This is a genomic window from Pseudoalteromonas neustonica, assembly GCF_001653135.1.
Lineage (GTDB): Bacteria > Pseudomonadota > Gammaproteobacteria > Enterobacterales > Alteromonadaceae > Pseudoalteromonas > Pseudoalteromonas neustonica.
Map to the genome: position 1 here is coordinate 41,042 of NZ_BDDS01000022.1, position 22,219 is coordinate 63,260.

Consider the following 22,219-nt stretch of genomic DNA (forward strand, 5'->3'; position numbering starts at 1 on the left):
TTAACAGATGGGTTTACTATGGATAAATTAGCCGTTTTATACGCCGAACATATTGCAACACTGCAGCAGCGTACTCAAACTATTGTTGAGCGTGAAGGATTAGAAGGTTTAGTGATCCACTCAGGACAAGCTAAGCGCCAATTTTTAGATGACATGTATTATCCGTTTAAAGTTAACCCGCATTTTAAAGCTTGGTTACCTGTAATCGATAACCCACATTGTTGGATAGTTATAAATGGGACTGATAAGCCAAAGTTAATATTTTATCGCCCTGTTGATTTCTGGCATAAAGTACCTGATGAGCCGCGTGATTTTTGGGCTGACTACTTTGATATTGAGCTGTTACTTAAGCCTGATCAAGTTGAAAAGCTATTACCGTACGATAAAGCAAATTATGCTTATATTGGTGAGTACTTAGAAGTTGCACAAGCGCTCGGTTTTAATATTATGAACCCTGAGCCAGTACTTAATTACTTTAACTATCATCGTGCGTATAAAACTCAATATGAGCTTGAATGTTTACGCCAAGCAAACCGTATTGCAGTTGATGGTCATAAAGCAGCGCGCGACACTTTCTTTAATGGTGGCTCAGAGTTTGATATTCAACAAGCTTACTTAATCGCTACACGTCAAAGTGAAAATGAAATGCCGTACGGCAATATTGTGGCACTTAACGAAAACTGCGCTATTTTGCATTACACGCATTTTGATCCTAAAGCGCCACACGCACATCATTCATTCTTAATTGATGCTGGTGCTAATTTTAACGGTTATGCCGCTGATATTACCCGTACCTACGATTTTAAAAAATCAGGTGAATTTGCTGATTTAATCAATGTAATGACTGATCATCAAGTTGCATTAGGGAAAGCGTTAAAGCCGGGTATGCTATATGGCGAGCTTCACTTAGATTGCCACCAGCGTGTAGCGCAAGTGCTGAGTGACTTTAATATTGTTAAACTACCCGCAGCTGAAATTGTTGAGCGCGGCATTACATCTACTTTCTTCCCGCATGGACTTGGCCATCATCTTGGTTTGCAAGTACATGACATGGGCGGCTTTATGGCTGATGAAAGTGGTGCGCATCAAGCGCCGCCAGAAGGGCATCCTTTCTTACGTTGTACTCGTTTGATTGAGAAAAACCAAGTGTTCACCATTGAGCCTGGTTTATATTTCATAGATTCACTATTAGGTGATTTAGCGCAAACCGACAACAAACAGTTTATTAACTGGGAAAAAGTTGAAGCGTTTAAACCATTTGGTGGTATTCGTATCGAAGATAACATTATCGTACACGAAGACAGCTTAGAAAATATGACGCGTGATCTAAACTTAGCTTAATTCTCTAAGTTTGAATGATTGGGGCCATATGGCCCCATTTTTTTGGTTGAATATTGGTTAACTAAAGTATGTCAGAATATAAATACCCCGCAGCGGATGTGTTTCATCAAGAAGAAATTAAAAAAAGCACCTTTATTGTGCACATTGCACATACGCCCGATTTAGCCTGTGCAAAAGCATTCATTAAAAGTATTGAAGAAAAGTACAGTGATGCGCGTCATAACTGTTGGGCACATGTAGCAGGTAACCCGGGCGGTAGTCATGTGTATGGATTTTCTGATGATGGCGAGCCTAACGGCACTGCGGGTAAGCCAATGCTAAATGTGCTGGTAGGATCTGGTTTAGGGGAGATCACAGCTGTGGTTACGCGCTACTTTGGTGGTATAAAGTTAGGAACCGGTGGTTTAGTGCGAGCCTATGGTGGATCACTCAATAATGCGTTGGCGCATTTAACAACAACCTTAAAAGTCCCCAGTGTGGAGCTGATTGGTTATAGTGATTACAGTGCGCAAGGAGCGATAGAGCAGTTGCTGAAAACACAGTACCAAGTACTTAATATCGAAAAACAATTTACTGCTAATATTGAATGGGTTATTACTATTGATAGCCGCCAAGCTAAGCAAGCCATAAAAGATATTTATGATTTGAGCCATGGTGCGGTTGAGTTAAGTATTAAAGAGTAAGACAATAACCATTACTCACTAACCATTACCCTATAAAAAGCGATCGCTCAATGCAATTTCGTACCATCATTAAAATTCTCGGCCAACTCGTTGTACTGTTTAGTATCACCATGGTGCCGCCGGCAATTGTATCGCTTATTTATAAAGATGGTGGCGGTGTGCCATTTGTTCTCGCTTTTATATTTAGTGTTGTTATTGGCTTACTTGCGTACTACCCAAACAGACATGAGCAAGGGGATTTAAAAGCCCGCGAAGGCTTTTTAATCGTGGTGCTATTTTGGTTGGTACTAGGTGCGTTTGCATCCTTGCCGCTAATTTTTTTACAAGAGCCAAATTTATCTTTAGCAGATGCTGTGTTTGAAGCATTCTCAGGTCTAACGACAACTGGGGCAACTGTGCTTACTGGTATTGAGTACCTTCCTAAATCAGTTTTGTTTTATCGCCAACAGCTGCAGTGGTTGGGCGGTATGGGGATAATCGTACTTGCAGTGGCTGTTTTACCTATGCTTGGCGTTGGTGGTATGCAGCTGTATCGCGCTGAAACACCTGGGCCTGTTAAAGATTCAAAAATGACGCCGCGAATAGCCGATACAGCCAAGCATCTTTGGTATATTTATGTCGCGTTAACAGTTGCCTGTACGCTTGCTTATTGGGCCGCTGGCATGGAATGGTTTGATGCGATTTGTCATGCTTTCTCTACAATTGCGATAGGTGGATTTTCTACTTATGACGCGTCTATGGGGCACTTTGATAGCCCATTAATTAACTTTATCTGCGTGGTGTTTTTAATTATCGCAGCTGTTAACTTTACGTTGCACTACGCTGCGGTATCGAGTCGTAATCTCAACGTATATTTACGTGATCCTGAGTTTAAAGTGTTTTTATTTATACAGTTAGCGCTGGTGGTTGTGTGTTTTACGGTACTGTCTTCAAATAATGTTTATGCTAACGGTGATGAAACACTCGATCAGGCACTTTTTCAAGCAGTGTCGATTAGTACTACCGCGGGGTTTGCCACGGACAATTTCTCTGCGTGGCCATTATTTTTGCCAATATTGTTGGTTTTTTCGAGTTTTATTGGTGGCTGTGCAGGCTCGACCGGTGGCGGTATGAAAGTTGTGAGAGTCTTTTTACTCTATCTGCAAGGCGTGCGAGAGTTAAACCGTTTGGTTCATCCTCGGGCTATTTATTCTATCAAGCTGGGTCGTAAAGCTTTGCCTGATAAGGTTGTTGAGGCCGTATGGGGGTTTTTCTCTGCGTATGCGCTAGTGTTCGTAATAATCATGTTAGCCTTAATGGGCACTGGTATGGATAACATTACGGCGTTTTCAGCTACAGCTGCATGTTTAAATAATTTAGGCCCAGGTTTGGGGGATGTTGCTGCCCATTATGGCGCGATCAGTGATGGTGCCAAGTGGTTATTAACGATTGCGATGGTGTTTGGGCGCTTAGAGATATTCACCTTGTTAGTATTATTTACCCCGACCTTTTGGCGCGGTTAATCAGTTATGACTTGAAAAGTATTCAGGCCATTTGTTGCATTAGAACATTGATATGTAGTTGGAAAGGATATGCCAAAAACAAAACAACAATTAAATTTAGAGAATTTAGCGCACATAACGGTTGGCAGTATTGTCGATGTAGAGGTTTTAACACCCACCACAAGTAAGCGTATTAAAACGGAGTTTGTCGGTTTTTTAAATGATAGGTTCGTTATATTAAATTATCCCTCGCCCAAGCGTTTAAGTAATGCTGGTGAATACTTAAAAGACGGCGTTGTTGTCATTGTTAGGGCTGTGCTCGAAAGCGGTGGTGGGCAGGTTATTGCTTTTCGTCAACAGATACTGTCGGTATCATCGCACCCAGCACGACTTATTTATTTAAACTTCCCAACCCAAGTTCAGCTATTTAGGTTACGCTCACAAACGCGTATTCCGACATTACTACCTGCAACAATAAAGCTCAGCGATGAGCGAGAATTACATGGGGTGATTAAGGATATCTCAGTGACGGGTGTGATGTTTGATGTAAAAGGCAAAGATGACCTGACAAAATTAAAGAACACACAATGCAATATAGTATTAGATAAAAATAACAAAGGCGTCACAGAGTTTAGTGGACAAATATGCAGTATCAAAACCCATGCTACAGGCTCACAGTTTGGTATTCAGTTAACGGCGAGTGAGGAGGAAATGAAATCCTTCATGAAAGATCACTTTATTGACCTCTCAGTGCTAGAGCCGCTTGTTTAAATTTGATGATTTTCGCTATTTTGCAACAAAATAGCGAAAATCATGTAACCCTTCTTAAGGTCGGTTAAATTATTTTAATAATCCTTATTTATCAGATGTTTATTTATTAAATTAAATTTCACTTCAAACTATCCGTATATACATTAAGCTTTTTCGCGCTGAAAATGACGCTCATCGGTAATGATTTTTCGTTCTGATGTTGTTTTGTGTCTTTTTCATTCTTCGTAAGCTATTGATAAATTAAGCTTTAATTAAAACCGCCTTTATTGTGTCGCTATTTAGCAACAAAAAACATAATAAATACCTCTAAATTCCTCACTGTAAATCATAAACCAATGATTTTGTTGGCTTTATAAATATTGGCACCGAAGTTGTAATAGTCTAGTTGTACTGAACGAAAACATGATTACTACTTCGTTCTAAACCATAAACATTGAAGGAATATTTATTATGAACACATTAAATAAAACATTAGCAATTATCGCATTAGCATCTTCTTCAGCAGCATTTGCAGCAACTGACTTTGACACGCTAGATGTTGATGGCAATGGCGCAATCAGCCAAAGCGAAGCGTCAGTTGATGCAGAGCTTATGGCAAAGTTTGCTGAACTAGATACAGACGGTAACGGTGAGTTGTCTAAAGAAGAGTTCTCAAAATCGTAATATAGGCATTCTTTTACTAAAGGGATCTCTGAAAAGGACTTCCATTCTTAATTTATTTACAAGGAATATTTATTATGAACACACTGAATAAAACATTAGCACTTATCGCATTAGCATCGTCTTCAGCAGCATTTGCAGCAACCGATTTTGATACGCTAGATGTTGATGGCAATGGCGCGATTAGCCAGCAAGAAGCATCAATTGATGCCACCATTTCTGCCAAATTTGCAGAGCTTGATACTGACCAAAACGGTGAGTTATCAAAAGAAGAGTTTTCACAAGCTTAATACCTGAATGCTGAGTTTATCCTGAGTTGCCAAAGACAACCTAAATGGGAAAGGAACCTATGATAAAGGATAACAAGGACGGCTTTAACCAGTATTGAAACCAATTTTTTGATAGTACATTGAAGGAATATTAATTATGAACACATTAAATAAAACATTAGCACTTATCGCATTAGCATCGTCTTCAGTAGCATTTGCAGCAACCGACTTTGACACGCTAGATGTTGATGGTAATGGCGTGATTAGCCAGCAAGAAGCATCAGTTGATGCGACTATTTCTGCAAAGTTTGCAGAACTTGATACTGACCAAAACGGTGAGTTATCAAAAGAAGAGTTTTCACAAGCTTAATACCTGAATGCTGAGTTTATCCTGAGTTGCCAAAGACAACCTAAATGGGAAAGGAACCTATGATAAAGGATAGCAAGGACGGCTTTAACCAGTATTGAAACCAATTTTTTGATAGTACATTGAAGGAATATTAATTATGAACACATTAAATAAAGCATTAGCACTTATCGCACTAGCATCGTCTTCAGTAGCATTCGCTGCAACCGACTTTGACACGCTAGATGTTGATGGCAATGGCGCAATAAGCCAAAGCGAAGCATCAGTTGATGCCGAACTTATGGGGAAATTTACAGAGCTTGATATTGACCAAAACGGTGAGTTATCAAAAGAAGAGTTCTCTAAAGCATAATATGATTTTTTAAAATTGATTCTTCCCTGATCATTTTACTCTAAAGCAGCCACCCTCCTGGCTGCTTTTTTGTTTGTTTATCGAACGTTTATACCCAAACCACCTCAAGATGCAGAATTCAGCGTTCCACAGGGGCTTAATATCAAGGCGTTACTTTGCAATAATGGTCGTCCCTTTTAAGAAGTAACGACGTAGAGAGTAAGCGCCTATGAAACGCCCAGAGGGTTGGTTTAAAAGCGACGCTCGCATATTGAGGTGGTTTGGGTATACAGGTTTGGAAAATAAGTTTATTATCAAGGCGTTAATTCATACATGGAGGTGAGTAATGTTATCGCTAATTTCTTCGTACGCCGCAATTATAGCCAGTATATGGATTGTGGTAGGTGTTTATGTGGCTGGTCGGTTTTACCCAAATTACAGTCATAGAAAACAATTTTGCAGTGAGCTTGGTGCCACTGGTAGCCCCACAGAAAAATTATCTCCCCTTATAAATAATTACCCACTAGGCATACTTTTTTGCCTATTTGGCTGGCATGTTCTTGCATTTGATGATGCATCTATTCTCATTAATCTAGTTGCTTGGCTAGTCATTGTTCATGGTATAGGAACTTGGGTGGCTGGTTATTTCCCTATGGATGCAGATCCTTATATAAAAACGCCAACTGTGAGTTGTAATATCCACTCTTGGGCTGGTTTTATTATGTTACTTTCATTGCTAATTGCGCCGTTGCTGGTGGTTTTTAGTGAGAGTGTGTCGGTTATTTTTCGGTGGTTTTCAGCGGTGTCGACCGGATTTACAATTTACTTTTTAGTGTTGTTGGCTAAAGCGTTTAAGGCAAGAAAGCACGCAGGGGTTTATCAGCGTGTATCTTATGGTATTCAGCTATTGTGGCTAAGTGCATTTTCGTGGGTGATCTAAATAAGAGGAATTGAAATGTCAGAGTATCTAGTGAAAATTGACTGGACGCGTAAAGCAGATGAATTGTTTATAGATAACAAATACAGTCGATCTCATCAGTGGGAGTTTGATGGTGGTCTAAGCGTGGCGGCATCATCTTCTCCGCATATAGTGCCACTACCGTATTCGGTTGCTGAAAATGTCGATCCAGAGGAGGCATTTATCGCTTCGTTGTCGAGCTGCCATATGTTGTTCTTTTTATCTATTGCTGCAAAACATAAAATTAAAATTGATAGTTATATTGATAATGCTGTCGGCGTGATGGAAAAAGACGATGCGGGTAAAGTCGCTATGACACTGGTTACATTAAAGCCGAAGGTAACACCGTCAGAGGGGCAAGCGTTGAGCTTTGAGCAACTGGAATCTTTTCATCACCAAGCGCATGAATTGTGTTTTATTGCCAACTCAGTAAAAACTAAAATAGTCACTGACATTGTTTATTTTAGAGACACTCGGTTATAAGCAAAATTTAACCGCTTTGCCATTGTGATTTCGCACAATGGCAACAAACCACACTTTTAAGCAAAAACCAGCTCCGTTATTTTCTTTTCTGTTAAAATATATTTTTAAATCAATTAAAATCAAAGGCTTAAGCTTGTTGTTTTACAGGTTTATTTTTTAAACTATGGCTATTCAGTTGCAATACGATTTTAGACACTCTAAAAGTGAGCTAAAAAAGCGTATGAAAGATAAAACTGTGTCATTTATTAAAAACCTAAATCATTGATTATTATTGATTTAATTTTTATGTAAAGTGACTTGTTGCTAATTGGCCACAAAAAAGAGTGGTCAAACCTTTTTACCCTTCCTAATTAGATGTTAACATCATGATTTTAAACAACTATTTATAGTTGGCATCGAAGTTGTAATAGTTAGCTTGTATTGAACGAAATGAGATTACCCTCGGTAGTTTATATAGCGTTCGTAAACATAAATATTGAAGGAATATAACGATGAATACATTAAATAAAACATTAGCACTTATCGCATTAGCATCATCTTCAGCAGCATTCGCTGCAACCGACTTTGACACGTTAGATGCTGATGGCAGTGGCGCAATCAGCCAAAGCGAAGCATCAGTGGATGCAGAGCTAATGAGCTTATTCTCTGAACTAGATACCGATGGGAATGGTGAGCTTTCTGTAGAAGAGTTTGCAAAAGCTTAATTTTTATAAAGTGATTTCTTAAAGAGATTTTCGATACCAATATAATGAAAAGTAAAAATACTACTTTTTATTTATGAGGAATAAAACGATGAAACATATTAATACAACATTTGCTATTTTGGCCCTTGCAGCTTCATCAGCAGCATTTGCTGCGGTTACCTTTGAATCATTTGATACCGATGGTAATGGTGCTATTTCCAAAGAAGAGGCATCGGTAAATACACGCCTTGTAGAGATATTTGCAGACTTAGATACTGATCAAAACGGTGAGTTATCAAAAGAAGAATTCGCCAAGGCACAATAAGCTTTCCTTAGCGGAAAATAAAATGAACACTTCATATACGTAAAAGCAGCTTAACTTAAGCTGCTTTTTTAATTGAACCGGTATATAAGCATATTTTCTTATAAGAAAATAGCACTTACTTGGAATAGTTTTTCAACGACGTTGATATGCTTTTTATCAATTAAAAACATGATAACGTGATCACCAGAGTGAATAACCGTGTCGTCGTGCGCAATTAATACATCATCGTTACGAACGATTGCACCAATAGTAGTCCCTGCAGGAAGCTTGATATCAGCAATTGCACGCCCTACAACCTTTGATGTGTTTTCGTCGCCATGGGCAACAGCCTCAATCGCTTCTGCCGCACCTTTACGTAAAGAATACACATTTACAATGTCACCACGGCGAACATGAGTAAGCAGCGCTGAAATAGTTGCTTGCTGCGGTGAAATAGCAATATCAATTTCACCACCTTGCACTAAATCAACATACGCACCGCGCTGAATAAGCACCATGGTTTTTTGTGCACCCATGCGTTTGGCAAGCATGGCCGACATGATGTTTGCTTCATCGTCATTAGTCACCGCAATAAACACATCAACTTGTTCTATGTGCTCTTCCGATAGCAGCTCTTGATCGGATGCATCCCCACAAAACACCACGGTGTTATCGAGCATTTCAGACAGCTGCTCGGCACGCTCTTTACTGCGTTCGAGTAATTTCACACTGTGATTTTTTTCAAGTGAACGGGCAAGCCCTGCACCGATATTACCGCCACCTGCGATCATAATTTTTTTGTATGAACGCTCGAGCTTCTGTAGCTCATTCATTACTGCTCGAATGTGCTTAGTTGCAGCGAGGAAGAATACTTCATCATCTGCTTCAATAACGGTGGTGCCGAGTGGCTTTATTGCTTTACCTTGGCGATAAATGGCAGCAACACGCGTTTCAACGTTAGGAATATGCTCTTTTAAGGCTGATAGCGCATAACCAACCAATAAGCCACCATAGTATGCTTTAACAGCCACTAACGAGAGCATGCCATCACCAAACTGCAAAACCTGTAAAGCCCCTGGGTAGTCAATCAAGCGACGAATATACTTGGTGACCAATTGCTCGGGTGCAATGTAGTGATCAACCGGTAAATCATCATTTTGAAATAACTTTTCACGGTACTTTAGGTATTGCTCTGAGCGAATACGTGCAATTTTAGTGGGCGTTTTAAATATACTGTAAGCAACTTGGCAAGCGACCATGTTCACTTCATCTGAACTGGTCACTGCTATTATCATATCGGCGTCTTCCGCACCGGCGCGGCGTAGTACGTCTGGGTGTGCACTGTGTCCTGTCACACCTTGCAGGTCGTACTTATCTTGCAACTCACGTAAACGGTTGCCATCAATATCAACAACCGTGATTTCGTTTTGTTCACCTACGAGGTTTTCAGCGAGCGTTCCGCCTACTTGTCCAGCACCGAGTATGATTATTTTCATGGTTTACTTGAGCTTCTTATGAGTGTTTTTTTACAAGTTTGGCATAATAGAAACCGTCGCTTTCACCGGGCAGTAATTGCAGACCTGGGTTTGCTGGCGTGTCGTTATCATGTAGCGGAATATGCTCAACGTCATTGTTGTTTGCTAAAAACTTAGCAACTTGTAATTGGTTTTCTTGTGGTAATACCGAGCACGTTGCATAAATTAAGGTACCACCGGGCTTAAGTAACGGCCAAATGTTATTTAGAATATCACCTTGTAATGTTGCAAGATCATTGATATCAGAGGCACGGCGCAACCATTTTATGTCAGGGTGGCGGCGGATCACGCCTGTTGCGGAGCAAGGGACATCTAATAAAATGCGGTCAAACTGTTGTTCGTCCCACCATTTGTGTGGTTGAGAAGCATCAGCACATTGTAAATCAGCACCTAGACCAATACGGACAAGGTTTTGTTTTACGCGCTCAAGGCGTGTTTCGTCGCAATCAAGAGCAAGTACGTCGGCATCAGCAAGCTCTAAAATATGACATGTTTTACCACCAGGAGCAGCACACGCATCTAAAATGTGCTCTTCAGCTTTTGGATCTAAAAAGCGTGCCGCTAATTGTGCTGCAGCATCTTGTACTGAACATGCGCCGGTGTCGAATTCGGGTAATGAGAAAACATCTCGTGGTTTATCTAGCTTAATGCCATCAGGAAAGTCAGCATTTAATGTGTGTGCGATATCATTGGCTGTAAGCATCTCGCTATATTCAGCTGTGTTATATTGCGCTTGATTAACACGTAACCACATTGGTGCTTGCTGTTGGTTGGCTTCTAACAGTGCTTGCCAAGAGTCAGGGTACGCTTCGGTAACTTGTTTGATAAACCAGTTTGGGTGGTTGTATAAACAGACCGGAATTTGTTTGGCTTTTTCTTCTAGCTCTTCTTGCTGGCGCTGAAAGCTGCGTAATATAGCGTTGATCAAACCTTTTAGACCCAGAGCTCTTAGCTGCTCTAAAGCATTTACTGTTTCACTGATAGCTGCATGAGGTGGAACACGCATATGTTGTAGTTGGTAAATGCCAACATACAGCAAAAACTGGAATATACGGCGCTTTCCCTTGAGAGGTTGTTCAACTAAATGCTGGCAATAATTCTCTAAACTTGGCAAATAACGCAGTACACCGTAACAAATTTGCTGTAATAAGGCTTTATCTTTAGGGGGTAAACCTTGGCTTGCAAAAGGCAGCTCTTGATTTAGAGATGCGCCTTTATCTACGACGTTATATAAAGTTTCGGCGGCAAGCGCGCGTATGTTGGGAGCTTTACTCATTGTTTTCGCCTAATATTGTACCAGGAGTTACCCAGTCTGCTCGGCCGTTTAAAAAGTCAGTAATGGCCATTGGCTTTTTGCCTTGTGGTTGTACTTGCGTGATATTAAGTGCGTTAGTGCCACAGGCAATCACAATGCCGTGTTTATCGCTTTGTAAAACAGTGCCTGTAGGGCCTGTTTGTTCAACAACATTGGCTTGGTATACTTTTACAGTGTTTTCGCCCATTTGGGTAAAACACACTGGCCACGGATTGAATGAACGAATGTTACGTTCAATCTGTGCAGCGTCCATTGTCCAATCAATGTTTGCCTCTTCTTTAGAGAGCTTTTTAGCATAGTTAGCCAGTTCATCATCTTGTACTTGTGGTGTAATTTCACCATTAGCCAATTGAGTGATGGTGTTGATGAGTGCGCTTGGGCCTAAATCAGCAAGCTTATTGTATAGGCTGGCACTGGTCTCAGTAGCATCAATAGGGCAACGGCTAATATGCAGCATGTCGCCGGTATCTAGGCCTTCATCCATTTGCATAATAGTGACGCCAGTCTCAGTATCCCCGGCCCAAATAGCACGCTGTATTGGTGCAGCACCGCGCCAGCGTGGCAAAATTGAACCATGTACGTTTAAGCAGCCTAAGCGAGGTGCATCTAAAATAGCTTTAGGTAACAGCAGTCCATATGCAACAACAATCATAATGTCGGCATTAAGGTTGTTTAGCTCAGTGAGTGCGTCGTCACTTTTTAATGAGGACGGTTGAAAAACAGGTAATTCATGCGCCAGCGCAAGTTCTTTTACTTCACTGGCTTTGAGTTTTTTTCCGCGACCAGCAGGGCGATCAGGTTGGCTGTATACGCCAACAATTTGATGCTCTGAATCGATAAGAGCTTGTAAATGGCGCGCAGCAAAATCGGGCGTACCGGCAAAAATAATGCGTAATGGTTGTGTCACTGAACTTCCTAATTAATTCTAAGGTACTTATTGCGCTGCAAGCTTGGCTTCTTTTTCAAGTTTTTTACGAATACGTTGACGCTTTAACGGGGATAAGTAATCAATGAATAACTTACCAATTAAGTGATCAAGCTCGTGTTGGATGCAAATAGCTAAAAGTTCATCAGCATCTAAAGTGAACTCTTCACCTTTCTCATTAAGGGCTTTTACAGATACTGTTTCTGCGCGATCAACTTTTGCGTAAGAATACGGTACAGATAAACAACCTTCTTCACTGACTGTTTCACCCGCTTGGGTTATAATCGTTGGGTTGATCAACACCAAGGGTTCATTGCGTTCTTCTGATACATCAATGACGACAATGCGTTGATGAATGTCAACTTGGGTTGCGGCTAATCCAATGCCGTTCTCGTCGTACATAGTCTCTAGCATGTCTTTTACAATTTGACGAATTTGGTCGTCAACATGCGTTACTTCTTTTGCAATTGTACGTAAACGTTCATCTGGAAATCTTAAAACTTCTAACCTAGCCATAGTAACCTTTTTCACTTGTGCTTAATTTAGGGTATTGTATGCTCTTATTTTAGCCATTCGCGTTCACCTTTAACAGGTTTTGGTTGATAATAATGAAAAAACACCACAAGGAAGCTCAATGAAATACCCATTATTCGCAGCAGTGTTGGCACTAAGTACTGCATTTCCATCGGTAGCCGATGTATTAAATATAAAAAAAGATGCGCCAAAACAGTATGTTGTAAAAAAAGGTGATACGCTTTGGGATATTTCAGCTATCTATCTAAATAAGCCGTGGTTGTGGCCTGAGCTTTGGCAAATGAATCCGCAAATTGATAACCCACACCTTATTTATCCCGGCGATGCCCTTTCTTTGATTTATGATGAGCACGGAAATCCACGCTTAGTGATTAATTCAGGTTATAAAAAATTGTCCCCACATGGACGAATTACACCAAAAGGTCGTAATGCAATCCCAACTTTGCCACTTGAGCTATTACGCCCTTATTTGACTTATGAGCAAGCGCTAAGTAGAAAAGAGATAGCGGAAAAACCTTATATTTTAGGTGCTAATGTAAACACTAAAATGAACACCGAAGGTCATATTGTGTATGTTAAAGGCGAGCTTAAATTGCATGAAGCTTATGCGATTTATCGTAAAGGCAAAGCGTATATTGATCCTGAGACGAATAAAGCACTGGCATATAAATCACAATTAGTGGGTATAGGGCGCGTATTCAGAGAAGGTGATTTATCACAAGGAGTGCCTTCCTCTGTTAAAGTGACTGAGGCTAAACAGGAGATCAGAGCCACTGATTTCTTAATGCCAGCAATGCAAGGACAAGCCTTACCTGCCTATTTTAAAATGCAGCGCCCAGATGAGCCGATTACAGGTAACATTATTGCAGCAACAAGTAGATTAAGAGAATTCAGCACAATGGATATTGTAGTGCTAAACTTAGGTTTAGAGCAGAATATTAAAGCAGGCCATATTTTAGATATTGAACGTCAATCACCTACAGTGTTTGATGGACGTAATGGCCCTCGCTATGAAGAAGATTCTAATAGCCTTGAAAAATTCATGAAAAAGAGCGATGAATTTTTTGGGGTTGAGCCAGATAAAAACTCTACAGTGTGGCATATGCCAAAAGAAAAAGTTGGCGAGCTAATGGTATTTAAAGTACATGAAAAAGTTAGCTACGCTTTAATCGTAAAAAACCAGCACCCAATCCGCATCGGTGATTTTGCAGTTATAAATTAAATCAGGTTTGAGTGCTCTAAGGAGAGAGCATGGAAAATTCTTCAGGCAAGCTTGCACACTGGCTTGCCTTTTATTTATGTAAAGGCTTGGGTGTTAAAACTTTACTGGCTCTAGCGCAAAACCAGCCATTAGAGTGTTTATTTGAACTTAACCACGAGCAGTTAGTAGAGTGCGGCCTTAGTTCACAAATCGCTAGCAACTTACTTGCTACTGATTGGCGGCAAGTCGATTACTATCAGACATTAATTGCTCAGTCAGATATAACTGCAATTAATTATTTTGATTCCCCCTTATATCCCCCGTTATTAAAAGAAGTGGCTAGTGCACCCTTGTTATTATTTTGCCGCGGTAATTTAGAACTACTGAATAGTCCACAAATAGCGATTGTTGGCAGTCGTCATGCTACACCATCAGGGCTAGAAATAGCGGCTGAGTTTGCGCATCAGCTTACTCTTGCAGGGTTAACTGTTACCTCAGGAATGGCACTTGGCATTGATGGTGCAGCCCACAAAGGAGCGCTTGCGGGCAACGGTAAAACGATTGCAGTACTTGGCACAGGAGTTGATGTGTATTATCCCAAACGGCATAAGCTGCTTACAGATAAAGTATGTGAACATGGCTTATTAGTGAGTGAGTTTTTACCTGGCACAGCCGCTAATGGTAATAATTTTCCGCGCCGAAATCGCATAATATCGGGTTTATCACTCGGTGTATTAATTGTCGAGGCGCAAATTAAAAGCGGCTCACTCATTACAGTACGCTATGCACTGGAACAAAATAAAGAAGTGTTTGCTGTGCCAGGTTCAATTAAAAACCCGCTATCAGAAGCAAGTCACTTTTTAATAAAGCAAGGGGCAAAATTAGTCGAAAATGTCAGTGATATTTTAGATGAAGTAAGCTTTTCCTGTCAAAACAGTCTATATAATATAGAGAAAGCGCCGACTAACGAACCCACATGCGAAGTACTTTGTAGTGTAGGTTTTGAAGTGACTGCAGTCGATGTAATTGTTCAGCGTAGCCAATGGCCGATAGATAAAGTACAAGCACGTTTACTTGATCTTGAGCTTGAAGACCGGGTCGAGCGGGTATTAGATGGCTATATCCGAGTTCGCTAGATTATAGATACTTATATAAGGGAAGTAACATGTTCGATATCCTCATGTACCTCTTTGAAAATTATATTCATAGTGAAGCTGAAATTTATGCTGAGCATAATGAACTCACAGATGAGTTATTACGTGCGGGCTTCAATAAGCCCGAAATATACAAAGCATTGAATTGGCTAGAGCAATTAGCTGAACTACAGCACAGTGATGAAATTCCTTATCTCAATGCTTATCCACAACATGCGGTACGTATTTTTACAGAGAGTGAATGTGAGATGCTTTGTGTTGAGTGCCGTGGTTTTTTAATGTTTATAGAGCAGATTGGGGTTATAAATAGTGCGGTTCGTGAAATGGTCGTGGATCGCTTACGTGCTTTAGATAAACCTTTTATAACGATTGATGATTTAAAATGGGTAATACTAATGGTGCTATTTAATGTGCCTGGTTCCGAGTTTGCTTATTCTCAAATGGAAAAAATTATTTTTAATGAGCCCGCTGAGATTTTACATTAAACATCGACTTTTTCAATACGTGTGCTTTTAGAGGATTTAGGTGGGTATGCTTGTATCTTAAATTAGTTTGGGTATATTAGGCGAAAATTAACCAACCGCTTTGGAAACACATGAGCAAAATTGATCATTCACTTTTCTCTGCAAACCAACACGCCTTAGAAAAAGAGTACGAAGTGTGCCCTCAATGTGGTTCTGAGTTAGTTATTCGTAATAGCAAGTCAGGTCCTTTTCTTGGCTGTGCAAGTTACCCTAAATGTGACTTTATTCGCTCTTTAGTACAGCATGATACTCAGCAAATCAAGGTTCTAGAAGATAGCCCTTGCCCTGAATGTGCAAACCCGCTGGTGGTTAAAAATGGTCGCTATGGCATGTTTATTGGTTGTACAGGCTACCCTGAATGTCATTATATTGCCCATGACGAGCCTAAAGAAAATGAAGACGTATTACCTGCATGTCCTAAATGTACTAAAGGGCAGCTAGTTGCACGTAGTAATAAATTTGGAAAAATCTTTTACTCATGTAACAGCTACCCAAGTTGTAAGTACACTTTAAATCACAAACCTATTGAACACACTTGCCCACAATGCCAGTGGCCAGTGATGACACAAAAGAAGATGGCGAACAGTGATGTGCTACAATGCCCCCAGAAAAATTGCTCGCATAAATTGACGGTGAGCGACTAATTAGCAGCTTTAACTTTTTGTATGTGGAGAATTCCTGTGGCCGATTCAACCTCTGTGCCTAAAACCGCCCTTACTGCTTTGCAGCAAGGGGGTGTTATTGTTTATCCAACTGAAGCAGTATATGGGTTAGGTTGCGACCCAGACGACCAACACGCCGTTGAAAAATTATTAGCGATCAAGCAACGCCCAGTCGAAAAGGGCTTAATTTTAATTGCTGATAATTATGGTCAGTTACTAAAATATGTTGATGACGCAAAAATTCCCATGGATAAACGCGCTGATATTTTTTCTAGTTGGCCTGGGGCGATTACGTGGGTAATGCCTGCAGCTAAAAATACACCAAAATGGTTAACAGGGCAGTTTGATACCATTGCGGTACGTGTAACAAACCACCCAACGGTTAAGCGTTTATGCCAAGAACTTGGTAAGCCTTTAGTGTCGACAAGTGCTAATTTGTCAGGGCAAGATACAGTAACCAGTATTGAAATGGCGAAGAGTGAATTTGATCAACAGGTTGCGTTTTATGTTGATGAGCCATTAGGTGGCCGAACTCAGCCAAGCACTATTAAAGATGTAATGACCGGTAAAATATTTAGAGGATGAACATGCACAGTAATCTGCTTGAACAAGTAAAAACGTATTTAATAGCTTTGCAAGACACTATTTGCGAAGGCTTAGAGCGCGCTGATACTAACGCTAAGTTTGTTGAAGATAGCTGGCAACGTGCAGAGGGGGGCGGAGGGCGAACGCGCGTCATTCGTGATGGAAATATCATAGAACAAGGCGGCGTTAACTACTCTCATGTGTTTGGTGCATCGATGCCTGCATCTGCTACCGCACATAGGCCAGAACTCGCTGGACGTAGTTTTCATGCTTGTGGGGTGTCGTTAGTTATTCACCCTAAAAACCCGCATATACCAACTAGCCATGCAAACGTGCGATTTTTTATTGCAGAAAAAGAAGGCGAAGAACCTATTTGGTGGTTTGGTGGCGGGTTCGATTTAACACCTTTTTATCCTGTATTTGATGATGTTAAGCATTGGCACCAAGTGGCGCATGATCTGTGCGCTCCTTTTGGCGATGACGTGTATCCTCGCTATAAAAAGTGGTGCGATGAATATTTTTATATCAAGCACCGTAATGAAACTCGTGGTGTGGGTGGCTTGTTTTTTGATGACTTGAATGAGCATGGCTTTGAGCAAAGCTTTGCTTTTATGCAAGCTGTTGGTAATGGCTTTCTCGATGCTTATGTGCCGATTATAGAACGTCGTAAAAGCGACGAGTACACACAGCAACAACGTGACTTCCAGCTTTATCGCCGAGGTCGTTATGTTGAGTTTAATTTAGTGTGGGATCGCGGTACGTTGTTTGGTTTGCAAACAGGTGGCCGTACAGAATCTATTTTAATGTCTATGCCGCCACTTGCGCGCTGGGAATATAATTATACGCCAGGGGCAGAAAGTCCTGAAGCGCAGCTTTACCAATTCTACTTGAGGCCACAAGCATGGCTAAGTAGTGAACCGGAGCAATTAGTTGCCCGAGACTGGCAATTATAATACCGAGTTGGCGCTAATTGATTTAGCGCCGCACCTTAATTTAATTTAAAACGTCTGACCTGCTCATCCAACGAGCGAGCTAGCGATAATAGTTCTTCACTTATTTTTTGATTGTCGTTGGCATCGACTAATGAGCGCTCCGCATTATCACTGATTGCCACAACACTTTGATTAATTTCTTCAGCAGCTAAGCTTTGCTGTTCTGTTGCATCAGCAATTTGTACATTTAGCTGATTAATTTCGCTCATCTGAGAGGAAATATCTTTTAAAGCCTGTGCAACTTTTTTGACTTGTAGCGCTCTATCATCAGCTTCTTCACACGAGTTACTCATCATAGTGACGGTTTGCGAGGCTTCTGATTGTAGCTTATCTATTGTGCGTTTAATCTCGTCTGTTGAATCATGAGTACGTGTTGCTAAAGTGCGAACTTCATCGGCGACAACAGCAAAGCCTCGACCAGCTTCTCCCGCTCTTGCTGCTTCTATTGCAGCATTTAACGCGAGTAAATTAGTTTGTTCAGCAATGCTACTGATCACTTCAAGTACTTTTCCCACTTCTAAGGTTTGAGCTTGTAGCTGACTTACTTGCTGGGCTGCGCTACGAACATCGTCAGCGAGTTGATTTATGCTTACCTGCGTATGCTCAGCAACGCGTAAGCTCTGTTGTGCAAGCACATTACTACTCTCCGATTTTTCTGAAGCAAAGTGAGTGGTATTTTTAACTTCGTTAGATGAGCTTTCCAGTTCATTAATTGCAGCCGCAACAGAGTCTGTTCCTTGTTTTTGGCTTAATATTGATTGTTCAGTCGCATCGACAGAGGCATAAATGGCTTCGGCAGAATGAATCAACACTTTTGATGAATGTGACACTTGCGCAATATTTTCTTTAAAGGCACTTATCATCTGATTAAAGCTATTTGCTAAGGAGCTTAACTCATCGTTATTGTTATCCTCAATTTTGAGGCTTAAATCATTATTGCTAGTGGCTAGGTGCATCATGCGATCAATGTTATTGAGGCGTTTAATGAATATTCTTCTAAAGAGTAAACCCAATAATAAAAAAGCAGTTACAAAAAGCGTAGATAGCAGGGCTGTATTGATAAGTGTATTTCGCGTTACTTTTGTTTCAATATCTGCGAGTGAATAACTAATTTTTACAACCCCTAATACATCACCTTCTTGCGCCTGATGGCAACCAAGGCAATTCGTTCCTTTATGATCACTGCTTGCAAGCATCGGCTTTAAATAGGTCATATAACGCGTACTTTGCTGCTGTTCAATGAAAAGGTCTTCTTTTCCATTAAGTGCTGCAATCTCTGCGTCGTTACTTGGCGCTTGGTTTGCAGCGCCTGGGCCATAAAGTTTGTTTACAATGGGGCTACGGATTATATGGGCATCTTCAATATTTGGGTGATTACGTAATTTGCTGCTTAGTATTTCTCGATTCGCCATTGTGCCAGTGAGCATCATGGTATTGATGGAATCAAAGTAATTATCAGCAAGTAGCTTAATGTTGCTGGCAATTGTTTCCTGGGCAAGGGTATGTTGCTGATTTGAACTACTGAAAATACTTGCAAAAAGTACTAGCACGCCGGTGATTGCCAGTAATGCATAAATTTTATGTTGGATGGATTTCACGCGCATAATACTCTTCTAAACAAGATAGCGTTATTATCTGTATTTAGAAGAGTACGACATTGATATAGCGCAAACTTAAAAGATTAAAATCGCTTTAGTGCTGGTTGATCATGTGACTGGCAAGCTGCGCCAATGATTTTCGTAACCCTTCTCGTAATAAAGGATTATCAATTTCAGCATCTAACGCTTTATCCATACAATACATCCATTGATCGCGTAAATCTTGATCGATAGGAAAAGGCATATGGCGTTTACGCAGCATAGGGTGACCATGTTTTTCTACAAACAAATCAGGGCCGCCTAACCAACCGGATAAAAACTCAAAAAATACTTGGCGAATACGATCTAATGGTTGAGGATGCATATCATATAACGGTTTAGCGTAATCATCGGTGGCCATAATGTCGTAGAATCTATTTGCAAGTGCAAATGCGCCAGCTTCTCCCCCCATCATTTGGTAAGGCGTTTTTTCGGGAGTAGGTGCTTGCTGTGGCTCAGGTTGTTTCGATTTAGAAAAGAGTCGTTTAATCATAGTTTTTATCATCGTTAATTAGCAGTAAGTTACTCTGTAATATTACTAAACAAAGAGGTTGCTCGAATATGGACAAATATGCAGTTTTTGGAAATCCCATTAAACACTCAAAATCCCCTGCGATACATAAGCAATTTGCAACCTCATTGGGCGAGAAAATCGATTATCGGGCAATACTAGCACCAATAGATGGCTTTAAAATAGCGGTTGCTGATTTTTTTGCTGCTGGTGGTAATGGTGCCAACGTAACTATGCCATTTAAAGAGCAAGCATATGAATTAGTTGATGAGCGAACTGAGCTTGCCACCATTGTCGGTGCTGTGAATACAATAAAGCTGCTAGATGATGGCCGCTTATTAGGTGATAACACCGATGGTGTTGGCTTTGTTAATGACTTGCTCGCAAATAAAGTTTCTATTAAAGGTAAACGTATTTTACTGATTGGTGCTGGTGGTGCGGCGCGAGGGGTTGTATTGCCATTACTGGCACAGCAGCCGAGTGAAATCATCATCGTCAATCGCACCGCGGCAAAAGCCAAAGCATTAGCACAGCTGTTTGCTCAATATGGCGCAGTGACAGGCTATGGATTTGATGATTTACCTGAAGGTGATTACTCACTAATTGTAAACTCTACATCTAGTAGTATGTTGGGTGAGTTGCCAGCACTCGACAAAAAGCACCTTAATAATTGTAAATGTGTATATGATATGTTTTATTCACTACAAAACACTCTGTTTATGCAATGGGCACAGGATTACAAAGCCGATATTAGCGTACTAGATGGTAGCGGTATGCTCGTTGGGCAAGCAGCACAAGCTTACTTTGTTTGGCGTGATAAAATGCCAGCAATACTCCCTATTGTGCGATCATTAAAAGCTGGAGAATTGATATGAATCAAGCAATTCAATTTATAGATCGATTTAAATTTAATGTGCAAAGCCAGCAGTTAACGTTTTTTGCCCAAGTAAGTGGCCTAATGGTTAAATGTGTTATTGATACGCAAAGTCTAGCATTGGCAGATCAGCAAGCGGCTAAGGCGCACTTTGAAGCTGTACGTTTTGACTATGAAGATATTGCCGAGCAACTAATCGAAGATGAAGAGTATAACTCGGCGGGAGAGATTGTTGTTGCAGTGCTGAATTAACCTTCAGCTAGGTACTCATCTTTGAGCTCAACATAATTGATGGCTGACACTTTTAAAAAGCTCAGCTCTTGCTCTGTTAAAGGGCGGGCTTGTTTTACTGGACTGCCAACATAAAGGAAACCAGACTCTAAACGTTTGTTTGGTGGGACTAATGAACCGCCTCCAATAATCACATCGTCTTCAACTATCGCGTTATCCATTACAATAGCGCCCATACCGACTAAAATACGATTACCTAACCGACACCCGTGCAGCATTACTTTATGGCCAACAGTAACATCGTCACCAATGATAAGCGGATAACCATCAGGGTTACTTTTACTTGGACGAGTAAGGTGTAGCACACTGCCATCTTGTACATTAGTACGTTCACCAATACATATATAGTTAACGTCTCCACGTGCTGCGACTAATGGCCATACACTACTATCTTTACCTAGCGTTATATTACCAACTAAAACTGCGGACTCATCAATATAAACAGATTGATTAAAAGTAGGGGTTATTCCCTTATAAGAACGGATAGTCATAAAAACACCTAATAAAATGAAAGTGATTGAATCTGATGATAGCAGCAGAGCTAATAAAATGGCCAGTATGGATCTATGTTGCTCACTAAACTAGCACTTTCAAGGTGTTTAGCTCGTAAACCGAACGAACAGTACTTTATTTCAAGTTTTCTTCAAATAACGCTTGCGTAAAATCAGCCGCGCCCTATAATGCGACCCCACTGAGACGGCAGACAGCAACGCTTAGCGAGGCAAGAGTTAATCAGTGAGTCGAGTAAAACTTGAGTTTGAATTTTTATAAAGTTTAAATTTAAGTATTGACAAAAAAAGTGGAAAGCGTAACATGCGCAGCCCTAGCGAGATAAAGTTTAACTTTAATCGCAACGTTCTTTAACAATATAAAGCAATCATCTGTGTGGGCACTCGTACAGATTGAGTTCTAACAGCCGAACTTAGTTTACTAAGCAAGGCAAAAAATTTAGAGTCTCAATGTGATTTCTCGAAAGAGAAACTGAGTGACCAACAGAATAGTTATTTTTAATAATTATTCGGCACAGTCAATTCAATATCGAAAGATATTAAATAAATTCAGAATTCATTGAGCAGGTTCTTCATTCTTTATTGGATGAGAACAGAAAAAACTTTTAATTGAAGAGTTTGATCATGGCTCAGATTGAA

General features: G+C 40.5%; 27 protein-coding genes. 20 read left to right on the forward strand and 7 right to left on the reverse strand.

The annotated features are described in order from the left end of the window. Positions 1-18: 18 nt before the first annotated feature. From pepQ to A7967_RS19400, 12 genes are all read left to right on the forward strand, one after another. Entirely contained in the window at positions 19-1,341 is a 1,323-nt protein-coding gene (gene pepQ, locus A7967_RS19345) for a Xaa-Pro dipeptidase (protein WP_054455833.1), read from the forward strand. Positions 1,342-1,409: 68 nt separating this feature from the next. Further along, positions 1,410-2,024: a YigZ family protein gene (locus tag A7967_RS19350; RefSeq protein ID WP_054206577.1), complete on the forward strand. Its 615-nt coding sequence runs from the start codon at positions 1,410-1,412 to the stop codon at positions 2,022-2,024. A gap of 50 nt (positions 2,025-2,074) precedes the next feature. Next, positions 2,075-3,526, forward strand: a complete 1,452-nt coding sequence (locus A7967_RS19355) for a TrkH family potassium uptake protein (RefSeq protein WP_054206576.1) — start codon at positions 2,075-2,077, stop codon at positions 3,524-3,526. Positions 3,527-3,595: 69 nt separating this feature from the next. Further along, the gene (locus A7967_RS19360) at positions 3,596-4,276 is read left to right on the forward strand and encodes a flagellar brake domain-containing protein (RefSeq protein ID WP_064435984.1); all 681 of its coding nucleotides are present in this window, start codon (positions 3,596-3,598) and stop codon (positions 4,274-4,276) included. Positions 4,277-4,726: 450 nt separating this feature from the next. Further along, positions 4,727-4,939, forward strand: a complete 213-nt coding sequence (locus A7967_RS19365; protein WP_064435985.1) for an EF-hand domain-containing protein — start codon at positions 4,727-4,729, stop codon at positions 4,937-4,939. 74 nt (positions 4,940-5,013) lie between these two features. After that, positions 5,014-5,226: an EF-hand domain-containing protein gene (locus A7967_RS19370; protein WP_064435986.1), complete on the forward strand. Its 213-nt coding sequence runs from the start codon at positions 5,014-5,016 to the stop codon at positions 5,224-5,226. A 136-nt stretch (positions 5,227-5,362) separates the two neighbouring features. Further along, on the forward strand, positions 5,363-5,575 hold the full coding sequence (locus A7967_RS19375) for an EF-hand domain-containing protein (protein ID WP_064435987.1): 213 nt from the start codon (positions 5,363-5,365) through the stop codon (positions 5,573-5,575). Positions 5,576-5,711: 136 nt separating this feature from the next. Further along, a complete protein-coding gene (locus A7967_RS19380) occupies positions 5,712-5,924 on the forward strand; it encodes an EF-hand domain-containing protein (RefSeq protein ID WP_054206572.1) in 213 nt (70 codons plus the stop codon). A 325-nt stretch (positions 5,925-6,249) separates the two neighbouring features. Then, complete coding sequence (locus tag A7967_RS19385; protein WP_064435988.1) at positions 6,250-6,843, forward strand: DUF998 domain-containing protein; 594 nt, start codon at positions 6,250-6,252, stop codon at positions 6,841-6,843. Between the two features lie 15 nt (positions 6,844-6,858). Further along, complete coding sequence (locus tag A7967_RS19390; RefSeq protein ID WP_064435989.1) at positions 6,859-7,344, forward strand: OsmC family protein; 486 nt, start codon at positions 6,859-6,861, stop codon at positions 7,342-7,344. A 491-nt stretch (positions 7,345-7,835) separates the two neighbouring features. Beyond that, positions 7,836-8,048, forward strand: a complete 213-nt coding sequence (locus A7967_RS19395) for an EF-hand domain-containing protein (RefSeq protein WP_064435990.1) — start codon at positions 7,836-7,838, stop codon at positions 8,046-8,048. Between the two features lie 88 nt (positions 8,049-8,136). Further along, entirely contained in the window at positions 8,137-8,352 is a 216-nt protein-coding gene (locus tag A7967_RS19400; RefSeq protein WP_054206567.1) for an EF-hand domain-containing protein, read from the forward strand. Between the two features lie 98 nt (positions 8,353-8,450). On the opposite strand, the gene trkA is transcribed toward A7967_RS19400, so the two are convergent. From trkA to def, 4 genes are read right to left on the reverse strand one after another with little or no spacing between them, the layout of a single operon-like run. Further along, positions 8,451-9,827, reverse strand: coding sequence for a Trk system potassium transporter TrkA (gene trkA, locus A7967_RS19405; RefSeq protein ID WP_054206566.1), 1,377 nt, complete (start codon positions 9,825-9,827; stop codon positions 8,451-8,453). Positions 9,828-9,843: 16 nt separating this feature from the next. Then, entirely contained in the window at positions 9,844-11,142 is a 1,299-nt protein-coding gene (rsmB, locus tag A7967_RS19410; protein WP_064435991.1) for a 16S rRNA (cytosine(967)-C(5))-methyltransferase RsmB, read from the reverse strand. After that, a complete protein-coding gene (gene fmt / locus A7967_RS19415; protein ID WP_054206564.1) occupies positions 11,135-12,088 on the reverse strand; it encodes a methionyl-tRNA formyltransferase in 954 nt (317 codons plus the stop codon). The genes rsmB and fmt overlap by 8 nt, the downstream gene beginning before the upstream one ends. Positions 12,089-12,115: 27 nt before the next feature. Beyond that, positions 12,116-12,622, reverse strand: a complete 507-nt coding sequence (def, locus tag A7967_RS19420) for a peptide deformylase (protein ID WP_054455816.1) — start codon at positions 12,620-12,622, stop codon at positions 12,116-12,118. A 118-nt stretch (positions 12,623-12,740) separates the two neighbouring features. Between def and A7967_RS19425 the strand changes: the two genes are divergently transcribed. From A7967_RS19425 to hemF, 6 genes are all read left to right on the forward strand, one after another. Continuing rightward, positions 12,741-13,862 carry a LysM peptidoglycan-binding domain-containing protein gene (locus A7967_RS19425; protein WP_064435992.1) on the forward strand — a complete coding sequence of 374 codons (1,122 nt, stop codon included), beginning with the start codon at positions 12,741-12,743 and terminating at the stop codon, positions 13,860-13,862. Between the two features lie 29 nt (positions 13,863-13,891). Next, positions 13,892-14,977 carry a DNA-processing protein DprA gene (gene dprA, locus A7967_RS19430; RefSeq protein ID WP_054206561.1) on the forward strand — a complete coding sequence of 362 codons (1,086 nt, stop codon included), beginning with the start codon at positions 13,892-13,894 and terminating at the stop codon, positions 14,975-14,977. A gap of 29 nt (positions 14,978-15,006) precedes the next feature. Next, the gene (locus A7967_RS19435) at positions 15,007-15,480 is read left to right on the forward strand and encodes a DUF494 family protein (RefSeq protein ID WP_064435993.1); all 474 of its coding nucleotides are present in this window, start codon (positions 15,007-15,009) and stop codon (positions 15,478-15,480) included. Between the two features lie 110 nt (positions 15,481-15,590). Continuing rightward, a complete protein-coding gene (locus tag A7967_RS19440) occupies positions 15,591-16,163 on the forward strand; it encodes a DNA topoisomerase family protein (protein WP_054206559.1) in 573 nt (190 codons plus the stop codon). A 21-nt stretch (positions 16,164-16,184) separates the two neighbouring features. Next, positions 16,185-16,766, forward strand: coding sequence for an L-threonylcarbamoyladenylate synthase type 1 TsaC (gene tsaC / locus A7967_RS19445; RefSeq protein ID WP_054206558.1), 582 nt, complete (start codon positions 16,185-16,187; stop codon positions 16,764-16,766). A gap of 2 nt (positions 16,767-16,768) precedes the next feature. After that, entirely contained in the window at positions 16,769-17,719 is a 951-nt protein-coding gene (gene hemF / locus A7967_RS19450; RefSeq protein WP_064435994.1) for an oxygen-dependent coproporphyrinogen oxidase, read from the forward strand. Between the two features lie 35 nt (positions 17,720-17,754). On the opposite strand, the gene A7967_RS19455 is transcribed toward hemF, so the two are convergent. Both A7967_RS19455 and A7967_RS19460 read right to left on the reverse strand, forming a co-directional pair. Beyond that, positions 17,755-19,362, reverse strand: coding sequence for a methyl-accepting chemotaxis protein (locus tag A7967_RS19455; RefSeq protein ID WP_054206556.1), 1,608 nt, complete (start codon positions 19,360-19,362; stop codon positions 17,755-17,757). Positions 19,363-19,450: 88 nt separating this feature from the next. After that, positions 19,451-19,888: a group II truncated hemoglobin gene (locus tag A7967_RS19460; RefSeq protein WP_054206555.1), complete on the reverse strand. Its 438-nt coding sequence runs from the start codon at positions 19,886-19,888 to the stop codon at positions 19,451-19,453. A gap of 68 nt (positions 19,889-19,956) precedes the next feature. Between A7967_RS19460 and aroE the strand changes: the two genes are divergently transcribed. Both aroE and A7967_RS19470 read left to right on the forward strand, forming a co-directional pair. Further along, the gene (aroE, locus tag A7967_RS19465; RefSeq protein WP_054455812.1) at positions 19,957-20,781 is read left to right on the forward strand and encodes a shikimate dehydrogenase; all 825 of its coding nucleotides are present in this window, start codon (positions 19,957-19,959) and stop codon (positions 20,779-20,781) included. Continuing rightward, on the forward strand, positions 20,778-21,032 hold the full coding sequence (locus tag A7967_RS19470; protein ID WP_064435995.1) for a DUF1488 family protein: 255 nt from the start codon (positions 20,778-20,780) through the stop codon (positions 21,030-21,032). Before aroE ends, A7967_RS19470 begins: the two co-directional genes overlap by 4 nt. Here the strand turns inward: A7967_RS19470 and A7967_RS19475 are convergent. Beyond that, the gene (locus A7967_RS19475) at positions 21,029-21,562 is read right to left on the reverse strand and encodes a gamma carbonic anhydrase family protein (RefSeq protein WP_054206552.1); all 534 of its coding nucleotides are present in this window, start codon (positions 21,560-21,562) and stop codon (positions 21,029-21,031) included. The genes A7967_RS19470 and A7967_RS19475 overlap by 4 nt on opposite strands. Positions 21,563-22,219 lie beyond the last annotated feature (657 nt).

Excerpts from the sequence above, each read along its gene's own strand:
- A7967_RS19460 (WP_054206555.1), bottom strand. The coding sequence starts at position 19,888 with ATGATTAAACGACTCTTTTCTAAATCGAAACAACCTGAGCCACAGCAA.
- A7967_RS19385 (WP_064435988.1), top strand. The coding sequence starts at position 6,250 with ATGTTATCGCTAATTTCTTCGTACGCCGCAATTATAGCCAGTATATGG.
- A7967_RS19440 (WP_054206559.1), top strand. The coding sequence starts at position 15,591 with ATGAGCAAAATTGATCATTCACTTTTCTCTGCAAACCAACACGCCTTA.
- A7967_RS19475 (WP_054206552.1), bottom strand. The coding sequence starts at position 21,562 with ATGACTATCCGTTCTTATAAGGGAATAACCCCTACTTTTAATCAATCT.
- A7967_RS19395 (WP_064435990.1), top strand. The coding sequence starts at position 7,836 with ATGAATACATTAAATAAAACATTAGCACTTATCGCATTAGCATCATCT.
- A7967_RS19370 (WP_064435986.1), top strand. The coding sequence starts at position 5,014 with ATGAACACACTGAATAAAACATTAGCACTTATCGCATTAGCATCGTCT.
- pepQ (WP_054455833.1), top strand. The coding sequence starts at position 19 with ATGGATAAATTAGCCGTTTTATACGCCGAACATATTGCAACACTGCAG.
- A7967_RS19435 (WP_064435993.1), top strand. The coding sequence starts at position 15,007 with ATGTTCGATATCCTCATGTACCTCTTTGAAAATTATATTCATAGTGAA.
- trkA (WP_054206566.1), bottom strand. The coding sequence starts at position 9,827 with ATGAAAATAATCATACTCGGTGCTGGACAAGTAGGCGGAACGCTCGCT.
- A7967_RS19375 (WP_064435987.1), top strand. The coding sequence starts at position 5,363 with ATGAACACATTAAATAAAACATTAGCACTTATCGCATTAGCATCGTCT.
- rsmB (WP_064435991.1), bottom strand. The coding sequence starts at position 11,142 with ATGAGTAAAGCTCCCAACATACGCGCGCTTGCCGCCGAAACTTTATAT.
- hemF (WP_064435994.1), top strand. The coding sequence starts at position 16,769 with ATGCACAGTAATCTGCTTGAACAAGTAAAAACGTATTTAATAGCTTTG.
- A7967_RS19365 (WP_064435985.1), top strand. The coding sequence starts at position 4,727 with ATGAACACATTAAATAAAACATTAGCAATTATCGCATTAGCATCTTCT.
- A7967_RS19390 (WP_064435989.1), top strand. The coding sequence starts at position 6,859 with ATGTCAGAGTATCTAGTGAAAATTGACTGGACGCGTAAAGCAGATGAA.
- A7967_RS19380 (WP_054206572.1), top strand. The coding sequence starts at position 5,712 with ATGAACACATTAAATAAAGCATTAGCACTTATCGCACTAGCATCGTCT.
- def (WP_054455816.1), bottom strand. The coding sequence starts at position 12,622 with ATGGCTAGGTTAGAAGTTTTAAGATTTCCAGATGAACGTTTACGTACA.
- aroE (WP_054455812.1), top strand. The coding sequence starts at position 19,957 with ATGGACAAATATGCAGTTTTTGGAAATCCCATTAAACACTCAAAATCC.
- tsaC (WP_054206558.1), top strand. The coding sequence starts at position 16,185 with ATGTGGAGAATTCCTGTGGCCGATTCAACCTCTGTGCCTAAAACCGCC.
- A7967_RS19455 (WP_054206556.1), bottom strand. The coding sequence starts at position 19,362 with ATGCGCGTGAAATCCATCCAACATAAAATTTATGCATTACTGGCAATC.
- A7967_RS19470 (WP_064435995.1), top strand. The coding sequence starts at position 20,778 with ATGAATCAAGCAATTCAATTTATAGATCGATTTAAATTTAATGTGCAA.
- A7967_RS19400 (WP_054206567.1), top strand. The coding sequence starts at position 8,137 with ATGAAACATATTAATACAACATTTGCTATTTTGGCCCTTGCAGCTTCA.
- dprA (WP_054206561.1), top strand. The coding sequence starts at position 13,892 with ATGGAAAATTCTTCAGGCAAGCTTGCACACTGGCTTGCCTTTTATTTA.
- A7967_RS19360 (WP_064435984.1), top strand. The coding sequence starts at position 3,596 with ATGCCAAAAACAAAACAACAATTAAATTTAGAGAATTTAGCGCACATA.
- A7967_RS19350 (WP_054206577.1), top strand. The coding sequence starts at position 1,410 with ATGTCAGAATATAAATACCCCGCAGCGGATGTGTTTCATCAAGAAGAA.
- A7967_RS19425 (WP_064435992.1), top strand. The coding sequence starts at position 12,741 with ATGAAATACCCATTATTCGCAGCAGTGTTGGCACTAAGTACTGCATTT.
- A7967_RS19355 (WP_054206576.1), top strand. The coding sequence starts at position 2,075 with ATGCAATTTCGTACCATCATTAAAATTCTCGGCCAACTCGTTGTACTG.